Annotated in this window: 23 protein-coding genes, 4 tRNA genes and 1 pseudogene; 14 read left to right on the top strand and 14 right to left on the bottom strand. The window is 66.1% G+C overall.

Annotated elements, in window-relative coordinates; all coding sequences use genetic code 11:
* The first annotated feature begins 30 nt into the window (after positions 1-30).
* From pstC to pstB, 3 genes are read left to right on the top strand one after another with little or no spacing between them, the layout of a single operon-like run.
* Positions 31-1,074: a phosphate ABC transporter permease subunit PstC gene (pstC, locus tag DQP58_RS01710; protein ID WP_112706773.1), complete on the top strand. Its 1,044-nt coding sequence runs from the start codon at positions 31-33 to the stop codon at positions 1,072-1,074.
* Complete coding sequence (gene pstA, locus DQP58_RS01705; protein ID WP_112706772.1) at positions 1,071-1,985, top strand: phosphate ABC transporter permease PstA; 915 nt, start codon at positions 1,071-1,073, stop codon at positions 1,983-1,985. The genes pstC and pstA overlap by 4 nt, the downstream gene beginning before the upstream one ends.
* 13 nt (positions 1,986-1,998) lie before the next feature.
* Positions 1,999-2,775 (top strand): phosphate ABC transporter ATP-binding protein PstB, encoded by a 777-nt coding sequence (pstB, locus tag DQP58_RS01700; protein ID WP_066865555.1) that lies wholly within the window; start codon positions 1,999-2,001, stop codon positions 2,773-2,775.
* An 8-nt stretch (positions 2,776-2,783) separates the two neighbouring features.
* On the opposite strand, the gene phoU is transcribed toward pstB, so the two are convergent.
* The 5 genes from phoU to DQP58_RS01670 form a co-directional block, all read right to left on the bottom strand.
* On the bottom strand, positions 2,784-3,452 hold the full coding sequence (gene phoU, locus DQP58_RS01695) for a phosphate signaling complex protein PhoU (RefSeq protein ID WP_064951288.1): 669 nt from the start codon (positions 3,450-3,452) through the stop codon (positions 2,784-2,786).
* Positions 3,453-3,510: 58 nt separating this feature from the next.
* On the bottom strand, positions 3,511-5,574 hold the full coding sequence (locus tag DQP58_RS01690; RefSeq protein WP_112706771.1) for an LCP family protein: 2,064 nt from the start codon (positions 5,572-5,574) through the stop codon (positions 3,511-3,513).
* 209 nt (positions 5,575-5,783) lie between these two features.
* Entirely contained in the window at positions 5,784-6,917 is a 1,134-nt protein-coding gene (gene dusB, locus DQP58_RS01680) for a tRNA dihydrouridine synthase DusB (RefSeq protein WP_112706770.1), read from the bottom strand.
* A 7-nt stretch (positions 6,918-6,924) separates the two neighbouring features.
* Positions 6,925-7,947: an acyl-ACP desaturase gene (locus DQP58_RS01675; protein ID WP_066865563.1), complete on the bottom strand. Its 1,023-nt coding sequence runs from the start codon at positions 7,945-7,947 to the stop codon at positions 6,925-6,927.
* Between the two features lie 168 nt (positions 7,948-8,115).
* Complete coding sequence (locus tag DQP58_RS01670; RefSeq protein ID WP_112706769.1) at positions 8,116-8,730, bottom strand: TetR/AcrR family transcriptional regulator; 615 nt, start codon at positions 8,728-8,730, stop codon at positions 8,116-8,118.
* A gap of 68 nt (positions 8,731-8,798) precedes the next feature.
* Between DQP58_RS01670 and DQP58_RS01665 the strand changes: the two genes are divergently transcribed.
* Positions 8,799-9,863 (top strand): oxygenase MpaB family protein, encoded by a 1,065-nt coding sequence (locus DQP58_RS01665; RefSeq protein ID WP_112706768.1) that lies wholly within the window; start codon positions 8,799-8,801, stop codon positions 9,861-9,863.
* Positions 9,864-9,884: 21 nt separating this feature from the next.
* Here DQP58_RS01665 and DQP58_RS01660 read toward each other — a convergent pair whose 3' ends face one another.
* The 3 genes from DQP58_RS01660 to DQP58_RS01650 are packed head-to-tail and all read right to left on the bottom strand — an operon-like array spanning position 9,885 to position 11,078.
* Entirely contained in the window at positions 9,885-10,088 is a 204-nt protein-coding gene (locus DQP58_RS01660; RefSeq protein WP_112706767.1) for a zinc transporter Slc39a7, read from the bottom strand.
* A gap of 44 nt (positions 10,089-10,132) precedes the next feature.
* The gene (locus DQP58_RS01655) at positions 10,133-10,534 is read right to left on the bottom strand and encodes an ArsR/SmtB family transcription factor (RefSeq protein WP_112706766.1); all 402 of its coding nucleotides are present in this window, start codon (positions 10,532-10,534) and stop codon (positions 10,133-10,135) included.
* Between the two features lie 43 nt (positions 10,535-10,577).
* Positions 10,578-11,078: a nucleoside deaminase gene (locus tag DQP58_RS01650; RefSeq protein WP_112706765.1), complete on the bottom strand. Its 501-nt coding sequence runs from the start codon at positions 11,076-11,078 to the stop codon at positions 10,578-10,580.
* Between the two features lie 118 nt (positions 11,079-11,196).
* Here DQP58_RS01650 and DQP58_RS01645 point away from each other — a divergent pair, with 118 nt between their 5' ends.
* On the top strand, positions 11,197-12,096 hold the full coding sequence (locus DQP58_RS01645) for a class I SAM-dependent methyltransferase (protein ID WP_112706764.1): 900 nt from the start codon (positions 11,197-11,199) through the stop codon (positions 12,094-12,096).
* A gap of 30 nt (positions 12,097-12,126) precedes the next feature.
* Here the strand turns inward: DQP58_RS01645 and DQP58_RS01640 are convergent.
* A tRNA-Lys gene (locus DQP58_RS01640) sits at positions 12,127-12,202 on the bottom strand.
* 124 nt (positions 12,203-12,326) lie between these two features.
* Here DQP58_RS01640 and DQP58_RS01635 point away from each other — a divergent pair.
* The 3 genes from DQP58_RS01635 (at position 12,327) to DQP58_RS01625 (ending at position 12,609) form a co-directional block, all read left to right on the top strand.
* Positions 12,327-12,399: transfer RNA gene (locus DQP58_RS01635), tRNA-Glu, on the top strand.
* Positions 12,400-12,428: 29 nt separating this feature from the next.
* Positions 12,429-12,505: transfer RNA gene (locus DQP58_RS01630), tRNA-Asp, on the top strand.
* A 27-nt stretch (positions 12,506-12,532) separates the two neighbouring features.
* Positions 12,533-12,609, top strand: a tRNA-Phe gene (locus DQP58_RS01625).
* Between the two features lie 31 nt (positions 12,610-12,640).
* Here the strand turns inward: DQP58_RS01625 and DQP58_RS01620 are convergent.
* The 3 genes from DQP58_RS01620 to DQP58_RS01610 all read right to left on the bottom strand — a co-directional run bounded on the left by DQP58_RS01620 (position 12,641) and on the right by DQP58_RS01610 (position 15,891).
* Positions 12,641-14,029, bottom strand: a complete 1,389-nt coding sequence (locus DQP58_RS01620) for a TIGR00366 family protein (RefSeq protein WP_205869309.1) — start codon at positions 14,027-14,029, stop codon at positions 12,641-12,643.
* 279 nt (positions 14,030-14,308) lie between these two features.
* On the bottom strand, positions 14,309-15,148 hold the full coding sequence (locus DQP58_RS01615) for a mycofactocin-coupled SDR family oxidoreductase (RefSeq protein ID WP_112706763.1): 840 nt from the start codon (positions 15,146-15,148) through the stop codon (positions 14,309-14,311).
* A 197-nt stretch (positions 15,149-15,345) separates the two neighbouring features.
* Positions 15,346-15,891: a TetR/AcrR family transcriptional regulator gene (locus DQP58_RS01610; RefSeq protein ID WP_112706798.1), complete on the bottom strand. Its 546-nt coding sequence runs from the start codon at positions 15,889-15,891 to the stop codon at positions 15,346-15,348.
* A gap of 193 nt (positions 15,892-16,084) precedes the next feature.
* Here DQP58_RS01610 and DQP58_RS01605 point away from each other — a divergent pair, with 193 nt between their 5' ends.
* Entirely contained in the window at positions 16,085-16,279 is a 195-nt protein-coding gene (locus tag DQP58_RS01605; protein WP_112706797.1) for a ferredoxin, read from the top strand.
* Between the two features lie 35 nt (positions 16,280-16,314).
* On the top strand, positions 16,315-17,595 hold the full coding sequence (locus DQP58_RS01600) for a cytochrome P450 (RefSeq protein WP_112706762.1): 1,281 nt from the start codon (positions 16,315-16,317) through the stop codon (positions 17,593-17,595).
* Between the two features lie 13 nt (positions 17,596-17,608).
* Here DQP58_RS01600 and DQP58_RS01595 read toward each other — a convergent pair whose 3' ends face one another.
* Complete coding sequence (locus DQP58_RS01595) at positions 17,609-18,058, bottom strand: DUF5994 family protein (protein ID WP_112706761.1); 450 nt, start codon at positions 18,056-18,058, stop codon at positions 17,609-17,611.
* Between the two features lie 466 nt (positions 18,059-18,524).
* Between DQP58_RS01595 and DQP58_RS01590 the strand changes: the two genes are divergently transcribed.
* The 4 genes from DQP58_RS01590 to DQP58_RS01575 all read left to right on the top strand — a co-directional run bounded on the left by DQP58_RS01590 (position 18,525) and on the right by DQP58_RS01575 (position 21,207).
* A complete protein-coding gene (locus tag DQP58_RS01590; RefSeq protein WP_066865864.1) occupies positions 18,525-18,758 on the top strand; it encodes a hypothetical protein in 234 nt (77 codons plus the stop codon).
* Positions 18,759-19,264: 506 nt separating this feature from the next.
* Entirely contained in the window at positions 19,265-19,468 is a 204-nt protein-coding gene (locus tag DQP58_RS01585) for a cold-shock protein (RefSeq protein WP_007777569.1), read from the top strand.
* Between the two features lie 134 nt (positions 19,469-19,602).
* Positions 19,603-20,307 carry a M15 family metallopeptidase gene (locus DQP58_RS01580; protein ID WP_112706760.1) on the top strand — a complete coding sequence of 235 codons (705 nt, stop codon included), beginning with the start codon at positions 19,603-19,605 and terminating at the stop codon, positions 20,305-20,307.
* A gap of 87 nt (positions 20,308-20,394) precedes the next feature.
* Entirely contained in the window at positions 20,395-21,207 is an 813-nt protein-coding gene (locus DQP58_RS01575; protein ID WP_112706759.1) for a methyltransferase domain-containing protein, read from the top strand.
* Between the two features lie 3 nt (positions 21,208-21,210).
* Here the strand turns inward: DQP58_RS01575 and DQP58_RS01570 are convergent.
* A pseudogene (locus DQP58_RS01570) lies at positions 21,211-22,046 on the bottom strand (SDR family oxidoreductase).
* Positions 22,047-22,093 lie beyond the last annotated feature (47 nt).

Here is a 22,093-nt window from a genome sequence, read left to right as displayed (position 1 = left end):
GAGCGACAGCAGGACTGTGACGGGATCACAGTGACGGGGTTTTCCGGGGCGAATCCCAATGACGCGGGTTCGGGTGCGGTCGTCGCCGCGCCATTTCCGGAGTCGCAGGCTACGCCGATCAGCCCCTGGGGCGAGGGCCGGCCCCACGTGGGGGACCGGATTTTCCGGTGGCTGGCGCAGTCGTCGGGCGTGCTCATCATCGTGGTCATCGCCGCGATCGCGGCCTTTTTGCTCGGGCGCGCGATACCGGCGCTGCATCGCAATCGGGAGAACTTCTTCAGCTACGGCGGCACCTGGTCCACCACGGACACCTCGGCGATGCACTTCGGCATCGCCAGCCTGGTGCCGGTCACAGTGTTCGTGTCGCTGTTCGCGTTGATCCTGGCCATGCCGGTCGCGCTGGGCGTGGCCATCTTCATCACGCAGTACGCGCCGCGGCGGGTCGCCACCCCGCTGGCCTACTCGGTCGACCTGCTGGCCGCGGTCCCGTCGATCATCTACGGGGCGTGGGGTCTGTACGTGTTGGCGCCGCAGCTGCGTCCCGTCGCCACCTGGCTCAATCGCTCGCTGGGTTGGTGTTTTCTGTTCGCCAACGGCAACGCTTCGCCGGCCGGTGGCGGCACCATCTTCACCGGCGGCATCGTCCTGGCGGTGATGATCCTGCCGATCATCACCGCGGTCACGCGGGAGGTGTTCGTCCAGACGCCGCAAGACCAGATCGAGGCCGCGCTGGCGCTCGGTGCCACCCGTTGGGAGGTGGTCAAGACCGTCACGCTGCCGTTCGGCCGGTCGGGCTACGTCAGCGGCTCGATGCTGGGGCTGGGCCGCGCCCTGGGTGAGACGGTGGCGCTGCTGATCATCCTGCGCGGCACCCAGTCGGCGTTCGGCTGGTCGCTGTTCGACGGCGGCTCCACCTTCGCGACCAAGATCGCAGGCGCGGCGGCCGAATTCGACGACCGATACAAGGCCGGCGCGTACATCGCCGCGGGCCTGACCCTATTCGTGCTCACCTTCGTGGTCGACGCCCTGGCCCGGGGCGCCGTCGCCGGGGCGGCGCGAAAGGGGGCGCAATGACCTCGATGTTGGACCGCCCGCTCAAACCGCGGACCTTCTCGCCGGTCAGCCGGCGCCGCCGTATCGCGAATACCATTGCGACGCTTCTGGTGTCACTGTCGCTGCTGGTGGCCGTGACCCCGCTGGTGATGGTGTTGTGGTCGGTGGTCGCCAAGGGCCTCAAGACCATCGCGTCGACCACGTGGTGGTCGCACTCGCAAGCGGGGATGACGGCATTCGTGTCCGGTGGCGGCGCCTACCACGCGCTGGTCGGCACCGTGCTGCAGGGATTGGTATGCGCCGCCATCTCAGTCCCGCTCGGGCTGATGGTCGCGATCTATCTCGTGGAGTACGGCGGCGGAACCCCGCTGGGCAGATTGGCCTCGTTCATGGTGGACATCCTGAGCGGTGTGCCGTCAATCGTTGCCGCGCTGTTCATCTACGCGTTGTGCGTGGCGACACTGGGGCTGTCGCGGTCGGAGTTCGCGGTGTCGCTGGCGCTGGTCTTGTTGATGCTTCCGGTGATCGTGCGCGCCACCGAGGAGATGCTGCGGATCGTGCCGGTGGATCTCCGCGAGGCCAGTTACGCGCTGGGCATCACCAAGTGGAAAACCATTGCCCGGGTGGTCATCCCCACCGGGCTGTCGGGCATTGTCACCGGGATACTGCTGGCGATGGCCAGGGTGATGGGGGAGACGGCGCCGCTGCTGATCCTCGTGGGGTACGCGCAGTCGATGAACTTCGACATCTTCAGCGGGTTCATGGGGACACTGCCCGGGATGATGTTCAACCAGACGTCGGCCGGTGCGGGCCTGAACCCCATCCCCACGGATCGGTTGTGGGGCGCCGCATTAACCCTCATCCTGGTGATCGCCATCATCAATATCGCGGCCCGAGTGATAGCGAAATTCCTGGGCGCCAGGAAGTCATAGGCAGGAGCACTAAGTGGCCAAACGGTTGGACCTCAAGGGCGTCAACATCTATTACGGATCGTTTCACGCGGTCTCGGATGTGACGCTGTCGGTTCTGCCCCGCAGCGTGACCGCGTTCATCGGCCCCTCCGGGTGCGGCAAGACGACGGTGTTGCGCACGCTCAACCGCATGCACGAGGTGGTGCCCGGTGGACGGGTCGAGGGCAGCGTGCTGCTCGACGACGAAGACATCTACGGCGCCGGCGTCGATCCGGTCGGCGTGCGCCGTGCCATCGGGATGGTGTTCCAGCGGCCAAACCCGTTCCCCGCCATGTCGATTCGTGACAACGTTGTCGCCGGCCTGAGGCTGCAGGGGGTCCGCAATCGCAAGGTGCTCGATGAGACGGCCGAGTATTCGCTACGCGGGGCGAACCTGTGGGACGAGGTCAAGAACCGGTTGGACAGGCCAGGCGGCGGACTGTCCGGCGGCCAGCAGCAGCGCCTGTGCATCGCACGGGCCATCGCCGTGCAACCCGACGTGCTGCTGATGGACGAGCCGTGTTCGGCGCTGGACCCCATCTCGACGATGGCCATCGAAGAGCTGATCAGCGAGCTGAAGCAGGATTACACCATCGTCATCGTCACCCACAACATGCAGCAGGCGGCGCGGGTCAGTGACTACACTGCGTTCTTCAACCTGGAAGCGGTCGGAAAACCGGGGCGGCTGATCGAAGTCGACGACACCGAGAAGATCTTCTCCAACCCGAGCCAGAAGGCCACCGAGGACTACATCTCGGGCCGCTTCGGCTAGCCCGATCGTTACTGCGACGCGGATTTCGCTTCTTCCTCGGGCAGCCTGCCCGTCGCCTGGAAGATGACCCGCCGGGCCACCTCGACGGCGTGGTCGGCGAAGCGCTCGTAGAACCTGCCCAGCAACGTCACGTCGACGGCCGCGGCGACGCCGTGTTTCCATTCACGGTCCATCAGCACCGAGAACAGGTGCCGGTGCAGATCGTCCATGGCGTCGTCTTCTTCGCGGATCCGGGCGGCCTTCTCCGGGTCGCGGGACAGCACCACCTCTTGGGCGCTGTTGCCCAATTCGACTGCGATGCTGCCCATTTCGGCGAAGTAGCCGTTGACCTCCTCCGGTAGGGCGTGCTGGGGATGGCGACGACGGGCGATCTTGGCGACGTGCAGCGCCAGCGCGCCCATCCGGTCGATGTCCGCCACCATCTGAATGGCACTCACGATGGCCCTCAGGTCACCGGCGACCGGTGCCTGCAATGCCAGTAGTACGAAGGCGCTTTCCTCGGCGCGCGCGCTGAGCGCGGCGATGGCTTCGTGATCGGAGATGACTTGTTCGGCTAGCACCAAGTCGGCCTGCAGCAGAGCTTGGGTGGCCCGCTCCATGGCGATTCCTGCCAAGCCGCACATCTCGCCGAGGCGCTCGGACAACTCCGAGAGTTGCTCGTGGTAGGCGGTCCGCATATCAACAAGGGTACGGTCTCCCCGCCCCAAACGGACAGCGCAGCGCCGTCAAAAGCGGTTACTCGCAGGTGGTGTCGGCCGCGTTGGTGACGGTCAGGTCCTCGGGCAGCTTGGCCGGAGCATTGCTCGAGCCGCGTTCGATTTGCAGATTCATCGACGAGCCGCTGGGCGACGGAGTGCTGACCGACTTGAAGTCGGGGCCAAGCACCACCTGCACCACCTGTCCGTAGCCGGAGACCCGCTGCACCTTCGCGTTGGTCAACGAGGACGCGACGGTGGCGGCGGCCTCCTCGTTGCCGGGCGAGAACAGCACCGTCGTCGCGCTCACCGAACTCGGGTAATCGTCGGGTGACATCACGTTGAAGCCGTCCCGCTTGAGCTGGGTGGTCGCGGTGGCGGCCAGACCGCTCTGCGTGGTTGCGTTGGACACCCGCACCGTCACACCGCTGGGCGAGGTCGTGGTGATCAGCTCGTGTTGGGCCTCGGGCGCCGGCGCCGGCGACTTCTTGGTGGTGGGCGCCTTCGACGGCCCCTTCGTCGGGGACGCGCTCAGATTCTGTGCGTTCTGGTCGTTTTCTTCGGGCAGCGGATCGTCGTTGATGATGGCATCGAACAGTGCCCGCATGTCGGCCATCCGCGGTGGCTCGTCGCCGTTCTGGTCGGTGACACCGGTCGGGACGGTGACGAAGGTGACGTGCCCGGCCGCCATGCCCTGCAGCGACTGCCCGAGTTGGACCAGGTCCTTGGACTGGACGTTGTCGACGACGGTGTTGCCGATGATCATGTTGACCACGTTGTTGAGCTTGTTGAGGTCGAGCAGAGTCTCCGCGGAGATCAGCGACCGCAGCAGCGACGACACGAACAGCTGCTGGCGTTTGATGCGGCCGTAATCGCCGTTGACTTCGGTGGTGACCTGGCGGGCGCGCACGTAGTTCAACGCGGTCGAACCGTCGAGAACCTGCCGGCCACCGTGTTCGAGGACGGTGCCGAGCTCGTAGTCGTGCAGTGGGGTGCTCGAACAGACCTCGACGCCGCCCAGGGCATCGACCATTTTCGCGAAACCGGCGAAATCGACGGCGATGAAGTGGTTGATGCTCAAGCCGGACAGTTTCTGGATCTCCTTGACCAGGCACTTCGGGCCGCCGAAGGCGAAGGCGGAGTTCAGTTTGGTCTCGGTGTAGATCGTCTTTGGCCCGTAGGTCTTGGTCTTCGGGTCGTAGAGGGGCCCGTACTTGCCGGTGTCGGGATTCCACGCCTCGCACGGCATCGGGGTGATGGCCAGGTCGCGGGGGAACGACACGGCCACCACGCGTTTCCGGTTGGCCGGGATGTTGACCAGCATCACCGAGTCCGACCGCTCTCCGTCGGCGTCGTCGGTGGTGCCGGCGCCCATGTTGCCGTTGTCACCCGTGCGTGAGTCGAGGCCGACGATCAAGAAGTCCTCGTCGCCGTACTGTCCACCCGGGTCGCGGATGTCGCTGGAGTTCCGGTCGAGCGCGGCGACGTTGTTGAGCCGGGCGTTCTTCGACGCGCTCCATTGCCACGCCCCACCGGTCATGGCCAGCGCCAGCACGGCGGCCAGGGCCGCCGTCGACCGCGCCGCCAGCAACAGCGGACGGCGCCGCCTGGGCTCCGCGGTCTCGACGGAGTCGGGGGTCTCGTCGTCGTCCGCGCCGTCGTCGTTGGGGTAGTCGGCGGCCTCGAGGGCTCGAAGTTCGGCGACCGCGTCCAGGGAGTAGGCCAGGTCGTCGATCACCTGCGTTGTCTGCAGCTCGATCGGCAGGCCCGGCTCGTCCCCGGCCGGCTCGGGCTCGGGATCCTCGGGAGCGGCGCGGTGGTGAACGGGCCGGTCGGGGGCGCCGATCTTGGCGATCAGGTCCGCGACGCTGACGCCGCCCCTGGCGTGAGATCCACCCCGGTCGGTGTCGTCCACGGGCGCCTCGACGGGCTCGATGCCGGTGTCGGGCTGCCACCGGTGCAGGCTGTCGTCGGCCGGTGGTTGGAAGAATCGCTCCCAGGGGGCGGCGCCCAACGGCGCCGGGTCCGGCGCTATCGGGCGGGCGTGCGCCCCGCCCGGGCCATGCCGACCATTACGAGTGGCGTCGTTCTCGGCGTCACTCATGTCCTACCGGCCTCCGAAGCTCTGATGCAGACGTCAGCGTGTGCGTGCGTAGTGTCAGCGCAGCGCCGCATTGTGAGCGCTGCCGCTGGTGCCAACCATTTTTTGCTGCTCTCGTGCAGTGGCACGAACCCATCCGCTACCCGAGCGCATGCAACAAAGCCCACATGGTACTGAGTTATCGGTCCGGACGCGATCTCGAGTCGGTCGGCTCAGCCCCCGGAGTGCATGACGTCGGCGCCCGCCGGGACCGTGCAGTCGTCCGGGTCGGTCAGCCACCCTTCCGGCAGCACCACCCGCGCTGGTGAGCCCTGCCGGCCGCGCGGGCCCGTCGCCTCGTTCGGGAACGGCACCGTGCCGTCCAGCCGGTCGAGCAGACGGTCCAGCTCGTCGAGCGTCTTGACCATCGCCAGCGCCCGGCGCAGCTCGGAGCCGGCCGGGAAGCCGTGCAGGTACCAACCGATGTGCTTGCGGATGTCGCGCATGCCCTTGTCCTCGCCGAAGTGCGCGGCCAGCAGCTGGCCGTGCCGTCGCACGATGTCGGCGACCTCGCCCAGCGTGGGCGGCGTGGGCGGCGCGCTGCCGGTGAAGGCGGCCGACAGCTCGGCGAAAAGCCACGGCCGGCCCAGGCAGCCGCGGCCGATGACGACGCCGTCGCAGCCGGTGCTGGCCATCATCGTCAGCGCGTCGCTGGCGTCATAGATGTCGCCGTTGCCGAGCACCGGGATCGTCTGCACATGCTGTTTGAGCCGGGCGATCTCGTCCCAGTCGGCGGTCCCGGAGTAACGCTGCGCCGCCGTGCGGGCGTGCAGCGCGACGGCGGCCGCCCCTTCGGCTTCGGCGATGCGGCCGGCGTCGAGGTGCGTGTGGTGCTCGTCGTCGATGCCGATGCGGAACTTGACGGTCACCGGTATGGCGGTGCCCTCGGTGCCGCGCACCGCCGCGGCGACGATCTGCCCGAACAGTCGCCGCTTGTACGGCAGCGCCGATCCGCCGCCGCGCTTGGTCACCTTGGGCACCGGGCAGCCGAAATTCATGTCGATGTGATCTGCCAAGCCCTCATCGGCGATCATCTTGGCGGCGGCGTAGGTGGTGGCGGGGTCGACGGTGTAGAGCTGCAGCGACCGCGGCGACTCGTCGGGGGCGAACGTGGTCATGTGCAGCGTGGCGGGATGACGCTCGACAAGCGCACGCGCCGTAACCATTTCGCAGACATACAGCCCGCTGACGGTGCCGACCTTGGCAAGCTCTAGTTCGCGACACAGCGTTCGGAAAGCGACGTTTGTCACGCCCGCCATCGGAGCCAGGACCACCGGGCTGGCGAGCGCGATGGATCCGATGCGCACCGCTTGGTTACCGCCGGCTCATGGTCAGCGTGCCCGCGGTCTTGTGCAGCTCGAACGCGGTGGTCCGCTTGCCGGTGCGGGCTTCCCGCTCGAGCTGACGTTGCTTGGAAATCTCGAACTTCTCGCAGGTCGCCTCGAGTTCCTTGATCAGCAGCGCCAGATCGTCGCGCATGGCGGCCGCCTCGCCGGTGAAGTCCTCACGCTCGAAGATGCGCCATTTCTTCAGCACCGGCATGACCACGTCGTCGAGGTGGATGCGCGGGTCGTACACGCCGCCGACGGCGATGGCGACGGCCTTGCGGCGGAACTCGGGCACCTGGTAGCCGGGCATCTGGAAGTTGCGCAGCACCTTGTGCAGCGACCTCATCGCCTGGTTGGGTGCGGCGGCGAACCCGGCGTCGCTGACGTCCCGGTAGAAGATCATGTGCAGGTTCTCGTCGGCCGAGATCTTGGCCAGCAACTGATCGGCGATGGTCTCGTTGCAGGCCCTGCCGGTGTTGCGGTGCGAGATCCGGGTGGCCAGTTCCTGGAACGTCACGTAGATGACCGAGTCGAAGAGGCTCTCGGCAAACAGATCGGCGCGAACCTGGTGGTTCTGGCCGGGGCTGAAGCCGCGGTTCACGACCTCGATGCGCAGCTTCTCCAGTTCGACGGGGTCGACCGCGCGGGTCACCACCAGGTAGTCGCGCAGCGCGATACCGTGCCGGTTCTCCTCGGCGGTCCAGCGGTTGACCCACTGGCCCCATGCGTTGTCCAGGCCGAAGTTCATCGCGATCTCGCGGTGATAGGACGGCAGGTTGTCCTCCGTCATCAGGTTCTGCACCATCGCGATCTGGGCAACGTCTGACAACTTCGACTGACCGGGCTCCCAATCCTGCCCACCGAGCGCGTAGTAGTTCTTGCCGTCCGACCACGGGATGTAGTCGTGCGGGTTCCAGTTCTTGTGCATGCTCTCGTGCCGGTTCAGGTATTTTTCGACGAACGGCTCGAGCTCGTGCAGCAGCTGTAGGTTTGTCAGCTCCGCTGACATAGGTCCTCCAGTTATCTGTGTCGATGGGTAGCAGTCAATATATCTGTGTACTTCAGTAGCATCAAGTTCCTCCTCCGGCGCGCCAGGTGACGGTTTGATGCCGGTTTCGAGCGTCCGGTCGGTAGGTCTAGTTGTACGGCTTGCCGATGCGGCGGAAATGAAAACGCGTCACTGCGACTTGCCGAGCTCGCCGGACGGGACGTACGGCGCGGCGCTGGTGTAGAGCATGTTGATGCAGTAATCGATGAATTGCTTGCGGCTGGCACCCAGCTGCCCATGCAAGTAGGCGGTGAACAGGCTCGACAGCCCGCCTACCAGGCTGGTCGCGATCATCTTCTGCAGCACGGCGTCGCCGATGCGGGACAGCTTGCGCTGCAACAGGTCGATGAAATTGGGCATCCACTCCGCCCCGGAGCGGGTCAGCACCGGCTCGACCGCCGGCGCCAGCAACAGCACGCGTCCGCGGACGGGGTCGTCGACCATCAGCTCGACGAATCGCTCGACGGCCTCGCGCGGGGTCGTCGCCGAGGTCAACGTGTCCATCGCGCGCGTGCACACATCGTCGTAGACCGCGCGCACGAATTCGTCACGGTCGGCGAAGCTTTCGTAGAAGTAGCGCTCGGTCAGCGCGGCCGCGCGGCACACCGCGCGCACGGTCAGCGCCGGCCCACCGGGGCTGCCCAGCAACTGCACCCCGGCGCTGATCAGGTTGTCCCGGCGAAGCGCGAGACGGCTCTCCAAGGGGACGCCGGTCCAGCGCCCCCGTCGTTGACCCGTCTGCACATCGCTCCTAAGCTCTAAATTGACAACGGTTGTAGTCAGATTTTCACGATACCTACAGGGATCCAATAGTGACTCAAGATACGTCCGCATCGCGCCCTCTGACCAGCGACGTAGCGCGCAGCGACGGGACCGGTACCGCTGAGCAGTCGGTTTCGGGCGACGCGCCCGACGGGGTCGCGGGGGGCTGCCCGGTATCGCCGGCGGGATACGACGCGCCACCCGCACCGCTGGGACCCGATTCGCTGACCTGGCGGTACTTCGGCGACTGGCGGGGCATGCTGCAGGGTCCCTGGGCGGGATCGATGCAGAACATGCACCCGCAACTGGGCGCGGCGGTCATCGATCACTCCACGTTCTTCCGCGAGCGCTGGCCGCGCCTGCTGCGCTCGCTGTATCCCATTGGGGGCGTCGTCTTCGACGGGGACCGCGCTCCGGTCACCGGCGCCGAGGTCCGCGACTATCACACCGATATCAAGGGGGTCGACGAACAGGGCCGGCGCTACCACGCGTTGAACCCCGACGTCTTCTATTGGGCGCACTCCACGTTCTTCATGGGCACCATTCACGTCGCCGAGCGATTCTGCGGCGGAATCACCGAGGAGCAGAAGCGCCAGCTGTTCGACGAACACGTCGAGTGGTACCGCATGTACGGCATGAGCATGCGGCCGGTGCCGAAGTCGTGGGAGGAGTTCCAGGTCTATTGGGACCACATGTGCCGCAACGTGCTGGAGAGCAACTGGGCGGCGCGGGCCGTGCTCGATCTGACCGAGTTACCGAAACCCCCCTTCGCGCAATGGATTCCGGACGCGCTATGGGCGGCCCAGCGCAAACTGCTGGCGCCGTTTTTCGTCTGGGTGACGGTCGGCCTGTACGACCCGCCGGTGCGCGAGCTGATGGGTTACCGGTGGTCGGCCCGCGACGAATGGCTGCACCGGCGCTTCGGTGACCTCGTTCGCGGGGTGTTCGCCCTGGTGCCGAGCAGGTACCGCAAGCACCCGCGGGCGCGCGCCGGTCTGGACCGCGCCAGCGGGCGGATCCCCCTCGACACGCCGCTGGTGCAGACCCCGGCGCGCAATCTGCCGCCCGAGGACGAGCGCGGCAATCCCAAGCACTACTGCCCGATGGTCTCCTGAGCCGCTTGGGCGACGGACGCGCTACGCGTGGGCGTGACCGTGGACCTCTTCCAGGCCCGCCTGATGCACATGCGCGTGGGTGTGTTCGGTCCCGTCGGCGTGAGCGTGTGGGTGTTCGTGCTCGACGTGCTCGTGCTCGTGCGTGGTGTGCGCGTGGGCGTGCGTGACGTCGCCGTGCTGGTGTTCGTGCGCGTGCGGCGCGTCGTGGGTGTGCTGTTCGCTCATTACTGTTCCCTCCTTGGGTGAAATGCCTTGTGGCTGCCGCCCGGTCAGCGCGCGGCGCTGTGCCGCCGCTTTGGGGACGACTCGGCAACGGCCGTCAGCCCGCCGTCGCCGCGGTGGTGACCGGGAACCCCGGGGCCGGCGTGCTCGGCGTTGAACACCGCATCGATGACGAGTTGACGGACGTGGTCGTTTTCTAGGCTGTAGAAAATCGTCGTGCCCTCCCGGCGGGTGCGGACCAGCCGGGCCATCCGCAGCTTTGCGAGGTGCTGGGAAACCGACGGCGCCGGCTTGCCCACGTGCTCGGCTAGTTCGTTGACCGACATCTCGTGGTCGGTCAACGACCAGAGCACCTGCACGCGCGTGGCATCGGCGAGCATCCGGAAAACCTCGACGACCAGGCTGGCCTGGTCGTCCGGCAGCCGCCCTTTGCCATTATCTGCATGCATACGCAAATATTAGCGAAGCTCGGTCGGGCTGCCAAGGCGCGGTTCAACAGGACGGGACGACCGTCGCCCACCGCCGTCCGCCGTTGCGCTCGTTCCAGAACCGGTAGACCTCGACGGCGTCGTCGTTGGGCTCGTAGCGCATCGGCAAGCGGCGCCGGTCCCATGGCTTCGCGAATTCGTCGTAGAACGTGGACAATTCGAAATACTTTCGGTCGTCCAGGTAGTACTGCTCGTAGGTCTCACGGGTGGTCAGGAAAACCACTTCTCTGGGCGAGCAGTAGTACAGCGAGCCCAGGCACATCGGGCACGGGTGTGCGAGCACGTAGATGGTGGCATCGACGAGGTGCTCGGTGCCCATCTTCATGCAGGCCTCGCGGATGGCGAGGATTTCCGCATGCGCGGTGGGATCGTTGGTCTGGGCCACCTTGTTGGCGCTCTCGGCGAGCACGTCGCCGTCCTGGACGATCACCGTCGCGAAGGGGCGGCCCCCGTCTGCCACGTTTCGGCGGGCCAGGTCGATCGTCCGTTGTGCGAAATCGGTCACGGGCCCTCCTGAAACGGGAGCAGATAGCTCGCAGAGTAGTCCCGCACGGCGGAATCCGAGCCTGTGATACTAACTAGATTGTCTATCTTTTTCCGGACCCGGTATTGAAGGGGGCACCATGGCGCGCGCCGAACGTGATCGATGGGACCTGGCGACCAGTGTCGGGGCGACTGCGACCATGGTGGCCGCGCAGCGGGCCCTGTCCTCGGACGCGAAGTTGATCGACGACCCGTACGCCGCGCCGCTGGTGCGGGCGGTCGGCATCGACGTCTATGTCCGGTTGGTGAACGGCGAAATCGCGGCCGGCGGTAACACGGAGTTCGATCCGCAGCGAATGGCGCGGGGGATGGCCTGCCGGACCCGGTTCTACGACCAATTTTTTCTGGACGCCACCCGCGGCGGCATCGGGCAGGTGGTGATCCTCGCGTCGGGCCTCGATTCCCGGGCCTACCGGCTGCCCTGGCCAGCGGGCACCGTCGTCTACGAGGTCGACATGCCGGAGGTGATCGAGTTCAAGACCCTGACGCTGAGTGACCTGGGGGCCGAGCCGACGGCCGAGCGTCGCACCGTGGGCATCGATCTGCGCGACGATTGGGCCTCGGCCCTGCAGGCGGCCGGATTCGATCCGCAGGCGCCCTCGGCATGGAGCGCCGAGGGCCTGGTGGTCTACCTGCCCGACGACGCCCAGGACGCGCTGTTCGACAACATCACCCACCTGAGTGCCCCCGGCAGCCGCCTCGCCTTCGAATTCGTGCCTGACACTGCGGTTTTCGCCGACCCGCGGTGGCGCGCGCACCACGACCGGATGAGCGAACTCGGGTTCGAAATCGACTTCAACGATCTCGTGTACCACGGGCAGCGCAGCCACATCGTCGACCACCTGGGCCAGCGCGGCTGGCAGACCACGTCACAGACCGTCGCGGAGTTGCATGCGGCCAACGGATTTGTCTACGCCGACGACGACGTCGCCGCGGCCTTCGCCGATGTCACCTACAGCAGCGCGGTGCTCGGGCGATGAACGCGGTGCGCGCAGCGGTGCCGCGCGCTGTGGTGCCCCCACCAGGGCTCGAACCTGGGACCTGCGGATTAAAAGTCCGTAGCTCTACCAACTGAGCTATAGGGGCCGCGAAGATTCAGGATACTTGGACCGAAAACGAGGCTCGTTTGAGGATTGGGCACACCGTGACCTAAGCTGACGTGGCTCCCAACGAAACCACGTTGCGAGTACCCCGGAGTGATTCGGTTCTGGCCCCCATCGTCTAGTGGCCTAGGACGCCGCCCTTTCACGGCGGTAGCACGGGTTCGAATCCCGTTGGGGGTACGCGACGCGGTGACGCGGAGCAGCAGCAAGGCCCTGTGGCGCAGTTGGTTAGCGCGCCGCCCTGTCACGGCGGAGGTCGCGGGTTCGAGTCCCGTCAGGGTCGCCAAGCGCGGCGAGGCACTCGCTGCCTTCCGGCCAGGTAGCTCAGTCGGTACGAGCGTCCGCCTGAAAAGCGGAAGGTCGGCGGTTCGATCCCGCCCCTGGCCACCACAGATATGCGACTTGTCGATGTTGCGCGGCGTCAAACCACGTAGGGCGCAATCAGAGTGGTGGCACCCAACACCACCAGCCCGATCAGGAACGCCACGATCGTGAACCCCATCACCTGACGGACATTGAGTTTCGCGATCGCGAGCAGCGGCAGCAACCAGAACGGCTGGATCATGTTGGCTACCCCCTCGCCGACGGCGACCGCCATGGACATCAACCCGAGGTAGGCCGGCGAGGTCTGACCGAGTGCCCGCGCCGAATCCACCGCGATCGGGCCCTGCACGGCCCAGTGCCCGCCACCGGACGGCACGAACAGGCTGATGATCAACGAGCCGATGAAGGTCAGGAACGGCAGCGTGTACTGCGTCGTGCCACTCACCAGCCCGTGGGCGACCAGCGTCTGCAGGGGCACGGCCTTGCCGCCGGCGTGCGCGGGCGCATAGCCGAGCAGAGCAACCAGACCGCCGTAGAGCGGGTACTGCAGCAACAGCGGACCGGACACCTTGGCTGCGCCCGTGAAGGCCCGGATGAACCGGATCGGCGTGCGGTGCAGCAACGCACTGGTGATCGTGAACAACATGATCATCGACGAGATGTTCAGCGCAAAACCGCTGAGGCAGAAGTAGGCAACGCCCGCGGCGAACACGAGGACGTTGAGAATCCACTGGTTTTCCAGCCATTCGGCGAACGATCGCGTGCCCTCGGCCTTGCCCTCGTCCTCGGCCTCCGGGCCACCCTCCTCCTCGAACACCGCGGGATCGGGCGCCAGGCGCTGCGTTGGCTGCATGCGCCAGATCGCAAGCGCGAGCAGCGCCAGCACGGCGACCACCGACAGCCAGCTGTAGGGCTCGAAGATCGTCAGCCTGAGCGGCACCGTGGCCCCAGTCATCTTGTGAATCACGTTGATTGGGCTGCCGTCGTCCGTGTTCGCCAGCGCGATCGACGACGACAGTCCCTGCGTCCAGACGATGAAGCCCATGAACGCCGCCGCGATGAGGTAGCCAAAATGTGTGTCGGTGAAGCGCTTCGCGACCTGGCGGGCGATCAGCGCGCCCGCGACCAGCCCGAGCCCCCAGTTCAGCAGCGACAGCGCGGCGCTCACGCCGAAACAGAGCAGGGCGCCCTGCACCTGGTTGCGCGGCTTGCTCGCGATGTGGACGATTGCCCGTTTCAGCACCGGCGCCTCGGCGAGCGTGTAGCCGGTCACCAGGATGAGGACCATCTGGAAGGCGAAGGTGAAGATGTTCTGCGACCCCCACACGCCGCCGTACCACGCCCTGAGCATGCCGCCCGCCGAGGCGCCCGTGACCAAGAGCGCCACCAGCGCGGCGACGATGACGGTGAGGATGACCGCGAACAGGTAGGGGTCGGGCATCAGCCGCTCGACGTATCGGACACAGAGCGCGGTAAAAGCCTGGATGACGCCGCGTCGTCCGGGTCTGGGTTCTTCTTTTGACGCGGTTGGCCGTTCGGCCTCGGGCACCTCGGTTGCGGCCCTGGGTTCCTCGCTCGTCGTCATCGGCCTGCCCTCGCGTTCTCTGGCCAGCTCGCGTTCGACCGCGCGCATTGGCTGATCGTAATGGCGGAACCGATGAGGTCTGAACCTTACGGCAGATGTCGTGGCTATGAACTGTCCGTGGCCACCACGTTGCGATCCGGGGTGACGGCGTGCCCAGGCCGACGGCCGCCGGCCCTGCAGCTACTTGAGCATGCTGCCGGCGTCGACGGTGACGGGAAGCCCTGTGATGTAACGCGATTCGTCGGATGCCAGGAACAGCACGGCGTTGCTGATGTCCACCGGCTCGACCCACCCGACCGGCAGTACGTGCATGAACTGCGCGGCGACCTTGAGGTCGTCCGGGCCGGGGTTCTCCAGATCCGGCCGGAACAGCTTCATCGTCCCCTCGTTCATGAACATCGGCGTGTTCACGTTGGTCGGGTGAACGGAGTTCACCCGGATGAAGTGCTGGCCGAGTTCCACGGCGAAGGCTCGCATCAAGCCGACGACACCGTGTTTGGCTGCGATGTAGTGGCCGGTGTGCGGGTAGGCCTTCAGGCCGCCGACCGAGCTGGTCAGGATGATTGATCCGCCCTGGCCCTGCGAAATCAGGTACGGCACACCAGTTTTAACGGTCTTCCAGACGCCGGAGAGGTTGACGTCGATCATGTCTCGCCAGTCGTCTTCACTGGTCTTGTCCAGAGTCTGTCCGCCGTTGCCGATTCCGGCGTTCGCGCAGATGATGTCCAGCCGGCCGAGCTGTTCGACGCCGCTGTCCACCACCGCCTTCAGGGCGTCGTAGTCGCGCACGTCGACTTCGGCGGTCACGATGCGCCGGTCGAGGGCCTTGATCAGGTCGGCGGTCTCGGCCAGGTCGTCGGGCGTCGAGGGTGGGATCTCGCTGCTGCTGCTGATCGGTGTGCAGATGTCGACGGCGATGATGTCGGCGCCCTCCTGCGCCAGCCGCACCGCGTGGCTGCGGCCCTGGCCCCGAGCAGCGCCGGTGATCAACGCGACCTTGCCCTCAACTCTTCCGCCCATGACTGCACCTCACTGATCCGGGAGCCCGGGACGACGTGGCCCGGCGCGTACCTGTTCGTCGCCTTTTGGATTTTGTCGATCGATCAGGAAGGGTGGCACCATTTGGCCGCAGGGTCAACACTCGCGGATGCGACCGGGCGATTGGAGGTCACACCACGGAAGCGGTCGATGCCGTGTGGCGGAAGCGTCGGGCAATCCTAGGGAGTCGGCGCCGCCGGAGCTTTGAGCAAGCGCATCTGGCGTTCGACGAAGGCGCGTAACTCGTCGTGGCCTTGGGTGACGCCGACGGCGTTCTCATTGCACAGGCTGCGCGCCACCTGCGCGATCAGCATCGAAATCGCCACCGGGGGATATTCGTCGAGGTCGATCTGGTTGGCGCGCAGCACCATCGTCACAGCGGCCGTCTCGATGTCGCGGACCCGCTCGGCGTAGGCCTTGAGTTCGGCACCAATTGCCTTGCGGTGGTTGGCTAATGCCATGAACTCGGCGTTCAGCGTGGTGACCGCGGAGTCGCTGTTCATCACCCACAACGCTTGCAGTGGGTCGTCCTCGGTCAGCAGGGCCCGCATGCGCGTCAGTGCGGTGTCGGCACCGGCGCGCAGCACCTCGACGAATAGATCGTCCATCGTCGGGAAGTAGTAGTAGACCAGCGCCTGCTTGACGCCGGCCTCCGCCGCCACGCGCCGCGACGTCGCCGCGGCATAGCCCTCCTCGCGCATGATTCGGGCCGTGGCCTCGATCAGCTTGCCGCGCGCCCCCGCGTCGGCGCCCCTCCTGTTTTGGCGACTCGCCGCCGCGTTGGGCGCGGCCGATTTGCTTGACCGGCCCGGGCGATCCGTGGTAGGCATACCGCATCCTAACAATTTGGTCGATCGATCAGTTTCGAATGATCCGCAAGCACGAATCGGGAGGCAGCGGCCGATGACGACCGCACACCTGCGTGTCCGGGTGGATTCCCGGCTCTGTGAGGCCCACGCCCTGTGCGTGGAGATCGCCCCCGAGGTTTTCGACCTCGGCGACGATGTCGCAACCTGCGACGAGGAACCCGGTGAAGCGTTGCGCCACAGCGTCGAAGCCGCCGTGGCCGCCTGCCCGCGCCAGGCCATCAGCGTGGTCGCCGAGGACGCGTGACGCGCGGCATTTAGCCCGGAGAAGGAATTGAACTCATGACTGAACTCGCCGACGTCGATTACTTCACCGACGCCGACATCGCGCAAGACCCGTATGCCTACTGGGACTACCTGCGTGGCCAGGGGCCGGTGTTCCGCGAGCCCCACTACGGCGTCGTGGCCGTCACGGGGTACCAGGAGGTGCAGGCCGCCTTCAAAGACGTCGCATCGTTCTCCGCGGTCAACGCGATCGGCGGACCGTTCCCGCCGTTGCCGTTCACCCCGGAAGGGGACGACATCAGCGAACAGATCGAAGCGCATCGCCACGAATTCCCGATCTTCGAGCACATGGTGGTCATGGACCCGCCCGAGCACGAGAAGGCGCGCTCCCTGCTCGGCCGGCTGCTCACCCCGCGCCGGCTGCAGGAAAACAAGGACTACATCTGGCAATTGGCCGACCGGCAGTTCGACGAGTTCATCGCCAACGGTCAGTGCGAGTTCCTCGGCGAGTACGCGAAGCCGTTCGCGACGCTGGCGATCGCCGATCTGCTTGGGGTTCCCGACGAGGACCGTGCCGAGATTCGCCGCAATCTCGGGGCCGGTAACGCGCCGGGCGCCAGGGTGGGCGCGCTCGATCACGAACCCGTGGGCAGTAACCCGTTGCAGTACCTCGACGACTTGTTCAGTGCCTACATCGCCGACCGGCGGGAGCGCCCCCGCGAAGACGTGCTGACCGGCCTGGCGACCGCCACGTATCCCGACGGTTCGATCCCGCCGCTGTTAGAGGTCGTGCGGCCGGCCACCTTCCTGTTCGCGGCCGGCCAGGAGACCGTGACCAAGCTGCTGAGCGCGGCGGTACAGGTGCTCGGTGATCAGCCGGAGCTTCAGGCGCGGCTGCGTGCGGATCGGAGCCTGATCGGCTCGTTCATCGAAGAGGCGCTGCGTATGCAGAGCCCGACCAAGGTCGACTTCCGGCTGGCCCGCAAGACCACCACCCTGGGAGGAGTGCACATCCCGGCCGGCACGGTCCTCATGCTGTGCCTCGGCGCGGCCAACCGCGATCCACGAAAGTTCGACAGTCCCAATGAGTTTCAGGTCGACCGGAAGAATGTCCGCGAGCACATCGCCTTCGGTCGCGGGATCCACACCTGCGCGGGCGCACCGCTTGCGCGGGTGGAAGGCCAGATCACCATCAACCGGTTTCTGGACCGCACAAGCGACTTCAGGATCAGCGAGGCCAAGCACGGCCCGCGCGCCAACCGGCAGTACCACTACGAGTCGACGTTCTTGCTGCGCGGGCTCAAGGAGTTGCACATCGAGTTCACCAGGGCTGACTGACGCCGGGTATCGCCTAGTAGCCGGAGGAACGTCCGCATTGCTGTTGCGCGGCGCGCAGGATGGCCTCCGCGAGTATGAAGGCGGGCTTGCCGCGGTCAGCACCCTCGACGGGCAGGTCTGCGGCGCGCCGCAGCACCATGAGGGCCAAGTCGCTGTGCGTGGCGTAGGAGACGATAAGCAGGTTGGCGCAAGCATGCGCCCCCTGCACCGTCATCACGTGCTGGCGTTTGCCCTCCCATCCCGGCCAGTTGAAATCAGGCGGTCGTTGCAGCGATGACCAGTTCACGTTGATGGAGGTGACATCGCCGAGCAGAGGCGTCAGGACCGCAACGAGCTCGGGCAATTCATTGGTGATGCGATCCGCACGCGGCCACCACGCGCCGTCGATATCCCGGCCGAGTTCGCGAGCCACCGAGAGCCGGATGGGAGTGGATTGGCGCCGGGTCCTGACCGCGAAGCTCATCGGAGGTACCACGGGCGGCGGGGCGCACACCTGGTCGCGGCGGCGCCGCCGTCCGCAAAGGTAATCGGGTTCTTGTGTCGGGTAATGGCCGGGGTGGTATGACCCATGGGCGGTTCCTTCGCGCTCGGCGTCGTCGGGCCTACGGACGCGGGACCGACGGAGGAATCACATTGCCCGTGGGTGTCACCCGCGCGATTGCGTAGAAGACCACCGCTGACAACGAACGGCTCACTTTCGACGCTACGCCATCCATGGCTCACCCAGACAATCGGGTGACCGGCGACAGCACGCAAACACGACATGGCTTGGCCGGCCAACTCTGGGGAATTCGCCCGGCAAATGGACTTTGTCATTTCCGCCGGAAGGAAATCCCTTGCGGTGCAAGGTATGAGAAAACAGTGTGTGCCATCCGCCCCGGTAGGGCGGGATGACGGGTAGGCTGTTAGCAACTGCGAGGATGGATTACATGGCTATAGAGAACTGGTGCGACGCGGTCGAGATCCACCCATCGCAGATCCGGGTCGGTGACGTCATCGGCACGCGGCGCCCCACCGAATTGCGGCTGACGGTCAAGATGATCAGTGCTCCGCAGAGTGGTCCGGGGCAGTGGACATTTTTCAGCCGAGACGACAACGGTCAACAGCGGACCAGTACGTTCGGAGAAGGCGAATTGGTCCGCAGGTACGCCAAAGCATCCTGACGTCCACGCACCCCACCGCCGATCAGCGACATTGAGTTGTAGAGCCGTCGGTGTCGGGCCGATCGGAAAACGTCGGGTGCTCCACCGGTTTCGCGGAGCTTTCGCCCGAAGCGACATACTTCGGTGCCTCGGGGTGGGAAAACAGGTTCGACTGGTCCATGGGCTGTCCTTCCAAACGAAAAGTTCGGCCGATACGCGCTGTTACTTGGCGTCGGACGACGATCGAATCGCACGGCGACCTCATTCGTGGTTCGTTCGCGATTCGCGCTGACCGCAAGAACGCGGTTCCTCTCCACTGTACAGGCAACCGGCGCGGTACCTGCCGTGTCCAGGTGAAATGCGGCCTGGGTGCGCCGCTTCCGCCGGTCACGGGGCGCCATCTTCGGGGTCGATTGGCAGATGAATTAGCAAGCGCCACAACTGGTTTAAAAATAGTGCAGGTTCGTGCTACCCTGGAGACGCATGGATGTGTTTGGTACATCCGCATTTGATGAGGGAAGTAAGTAATGGCACAGGGAACTGTGAAATGGTTCAACGGTGAAAAGGGCTTCGGCTTCATCACCCCTGACGACGGCACGAAGGACCTCTTCGTCCACTACTCCGAGATCCAGGGCAACGGCTATCGCTCGCTCGACGAAAACCAGCGTGTTCAGTTCGAGGTGGAGCAAGGAGCCAAAGGACCCCAGGCGGTAGGAGTCAGTAGCGTCTGAAATTCACATACGTCACGGTGGGCTGGTGCGAATACTTCGTACCAGCCCACTGGTTTTCTTGACGCCTGGACGCAGGTAGCAACGACACCTGGCGCCTCACCCGATCCGGGCCGGCCAACCGGGATAATGACCGCATGCGTCTCGCCTGGGTGCTGCGATCGACCATTGCGGTGTCGCTGGTCTGGGTGGGCGCGGCAGTAACGCCCCAGGCCTCGGGCGATCCCGATATCCCGCCGGTCAGCGACGCCGCGCGAGCGGCCGGCTTCGTGGACATCCGCAGCGTCGTTCCCGACGCGGTGCTCGATCTGCGCTACACGACGACGAACAATTTCACCCACACCCAGCTGTATCCCTCCGACGCCAGATGCCTTGTGCACCAATCGATGGCCCCCGGCCTTGCCGCCGCGGCCGGCGCCCTGCGCCCGCAGGGCCACCTGCTGGTGTTCTGGGACTGCTATCGCCCGCACGAGGTTCAGGTCAAGATGTTCCACCTGGTTCCCAACCCCGCGTGGGTGGCACGCCCGGGTGCGTACGCGCACAGTCACGAGTCGGGGCGCTCGGTCGACGTGACGTTCACGACGACTCAGCAGCCATGCTCGTCCGGACTGCATGCCGGCGGCCTCTGCCTGGCCGACATGGGCACCGACTTCGACGACTTCACCTCTCGGGCAACCGCTTTCAATACCCAAGGCATCAGTGCCGACGCAGTGGCGAACCGGGCCGCGCTACGGAACGCCATGAACTTCGGCGGGTTGAAGGTGTATTCGGGGGAGTGGTGGCATTTCGACGGCGCGGGCGCCGGTGTCGACCAACCGATTCTCGACGTGCCCGTCGACTGATATGTCTCGCTATCTGAGACATAAATTTCATATTATGGAGTGGGCGCGTAGCCTTCCGGGTGAGCCACGCAGGCAAGGAAGACCACCATGGACGACCAACACCGAGCGACCTACACGCACGGGCACCACGAGTCGGTGCTGCGCTCCCACCAGCGGCGCACCGCCGAGGACTCCGCGGCCTACCTGCTGGCGCACCTGAAACCGGGGCTGTCCGTGCTCGACGTCGGTTGCGGACCCGGCACCATCACCGCCGACCTGGCCGCGCGCGTCGCGCCCGGTCCGGTCACCGCCGTCGATCAGGCCCCCGATGTGCTCGGCGTTGCCCGCGCCGAGGTCGAGCAACGGAAGCTGTCCAACGTCTCCTTTGCGACCGCCGACGTGCACAAGCTCGACTTTCCCGACGGCACTTTCGAGGTCGTCCACGCGCATCAGGTGCTCCAGCACGTCGCCGATCCGGTGGTGGCGCTGCGAGAGATGCGACGGGTGTGCGCGCCGGGCGGCATCGTGGCGGCCCGGGATGCCGACTACTCGGGCTTCGTCTGGTATCCCGAGCTGCCAGCGCTCGACCTGTGGCGCGACCTCTACCAGCGCGTCGCGCGCGCCAACCGTGGCGAACCGGACGCGGGGCGGCGCCTGCTGTCGTGGGCGCAGCAGGCGGGATTCACCGACATCACGCCCACCGGCAGCCTGTGGTGCTATGCCACGCCCGCGACGCGCGACTGGTGGGGCGCAATGTGGGCCGACCGAATCCTGCACTCCACCGTGGCCCGCGACCTGGTACGCCTCGAGCTGGCCACCCCTGCGCAGCTCGAAGAGATCTCCGCCGCGTGGCGCGAATGGGCCGCCGCCCAGGACGGTTGGATCGCCATACCGCACGGCGAAATCCTTTGCCGCGCGTAGGACTCAGTCGAGGAACAGGTCCGGAATCGGTTGGTCGCCACCGCCGTAGCGGGAGAGGTCCGCGACTCCGGCGGAGTGCAGAACATCGGCGTCGATGTAGCAGTTGCCGGTGGCTTCCCGGCTGGGGCGCGAGACGATCTCGACGGCCGCGTCGGCCATGATCTCCGGGCTGCGCGACGACTCGGCCAGCTTGTCTCCGTCGGCCATGTTCGCCACCGCGGCGGTCGCGATATAGGTTTGCGGCCAAAGGCAATTCACGCTGATCCCAGCTTTCCCAGGTTGGAAGGCGAATTCCGCAGCCCAGCCCAGCGACAGCAGCGTCATCCCATACTTGGACAGCGTGTAAGCGGGGTGGGCCCCCAGCCAGCGCGGGTTCATGTTCACCGCGGCGAGATGGTCAGCACGTGCGGGTTGGCCGATTTCTCCAGGTGCGGCACGCACGCCTTGGTCAGCAGGAAGGTGCCCCGCAGGTTGATCTCCTGCATCAGGTCGTACTTCTTGGCCGACAAAACGGCGGTCGGTTCCACCGCGATGGCGCTGGCGTTGTTGACACAGACGTCGACGCCGCCGAATCGCTGCACCGCCGCATCGACCACCCGTTGCACGTCCTCTTCGCGGCGGACGTCGCCGACGACGGCCAGCGCCTTGCCGCCGGCGGCCTCGACCTCGGCGGCGGCCGTGTGGACGGTGCCGGGCAGGCGGGGATGCGGTGTATCGGTCTTGGCCAGCAGCACCACGTTGGCGCCCTGCCGGGCCGCACCGATCCCGATCGCCAGCCCGATTCCGCGGCTGCCGCCGGAGATGACGACGGTGCGATCGACGAGCGAACCGTTGGGCATGGAGCCTCCTTTTACCTGGTCAACCGTATGGTATTGGCATTCTCTTT

The sequence above is a fragment of the Mycobacterium colombiense genome (assembly GCF_003284975.1).
Classification (GTDB): Bacteria; Actinomycetota; Actinomycetes; order Mycobacteriales; family Mycobacteriaceae; genus Mycobacterium; species Mycobacterium europaeum_A.
Note: the sequence above shows the minus strand (reverse complement) of the source record. Positions and strands in the feature narration are given on the sequence as shown.

Excerpts from the sequence above, each read along its gene's own strand:
- pstA (WP_112706772.1), top strand. The coding sequence starts at position 1,071 with ATGACCTCGATGTTGGACCGCCCGCTCAAACCGCGGACCTTCTCGCCG.
- phoU (WP_064951288.1), bottom strand. The coding sequence starts at position 3,452 with ATGCGGACCGCCTACCACGAGCAACTCTCGGAGTTGTCCGAGCGCCTC.
- DQP58_RS01690 (WP_112706771.1), bottom strand. The coding sequence starts at position 5,574 with ATGAGTGACGCCGAGAACGACGCCACTCGTAATGGTCGGCATGGCCCG.
- DQP58_RS01675 (WP_066865563.1), bottom strand. The coding sequence starts at position 7,947 with ATGTCAGCGGAGCTGACAAACCTACAGCTGCTGCACGAGCTCGAGCCG.
- DQP58_RS01660 (WP_112706767.1), bottom strand. The coding sequence starts at position 10,088 with ATGAGCGAACAGCACACCCACGACGCGCCGCACGCGCACGAACACCAG.
- DQP58_RS01655 (WP_112706766.1), bottom strand. The coding sequence starts at position 10,534 with ATGCATGCAGATAATGGCAAAGGGCGGCTGCCGGACGACCAGGCCAGC.
- DQP58_RS01645 (WP_112706764.1), top strand. The coding sequence starts at position 11,197 with ATGGCGCGCGCCGAACGTGATCGATGGGACCTGGCGACCAGTGTCGGG.
- DQP58_RS01615 (WP_112706763.1), bottom strand. The coding sequence starts at position 15,148 with ATGGGCGGAAGAGTTGAGGGCAAGGTCGCGTTGATCACCGGCGCTGCT.
- DQP58_RS01600 (WP_112706762.1), top strand. The coding sequence starts at position 16,315 with ATGACTGAACTCGCCGACGTCGATTACTTCACCGACGCCGACATCGCG.
- DQP58_RS01595 (WP_112706761.1), bottom strand. The coding sequence starts at position 18,058 with ATGAGCTTCGCGGTCAGGACCCGGCGCCAATCCACTCCCATCCGGCTC.
- DQP58_RS01590 (WP_066865864.1), top strand. The coding sequence starts at position 18,525 with ATGGCTATAGAGAACTGGTGCGACGCGGTCGAGATCCACCCATCGCAG.
- DQP58_RS01585 (WP_007777569.1), top strand. The coding sequence starts at position 19,265 with ATGGCACAGGGAACTGTGAAATGGTTCAACGGTGAAAAGGGCTTCGGC.
- DQP58_RS01580 (WP_112706760.1), top strand. The coding sequence starts at position 19,603 with ATGCGTCTCGCCTGGGTGCTGCGATCGACCATTGCGGTGTCGCTGGTC.
- DQP58_RS01575 (WP_112706759.1), top strand. The coding sequence starts at position 20,395 with ATGGACGACCAACACCGAGCGACCTACACGCACGGGCACCACGAGTCG.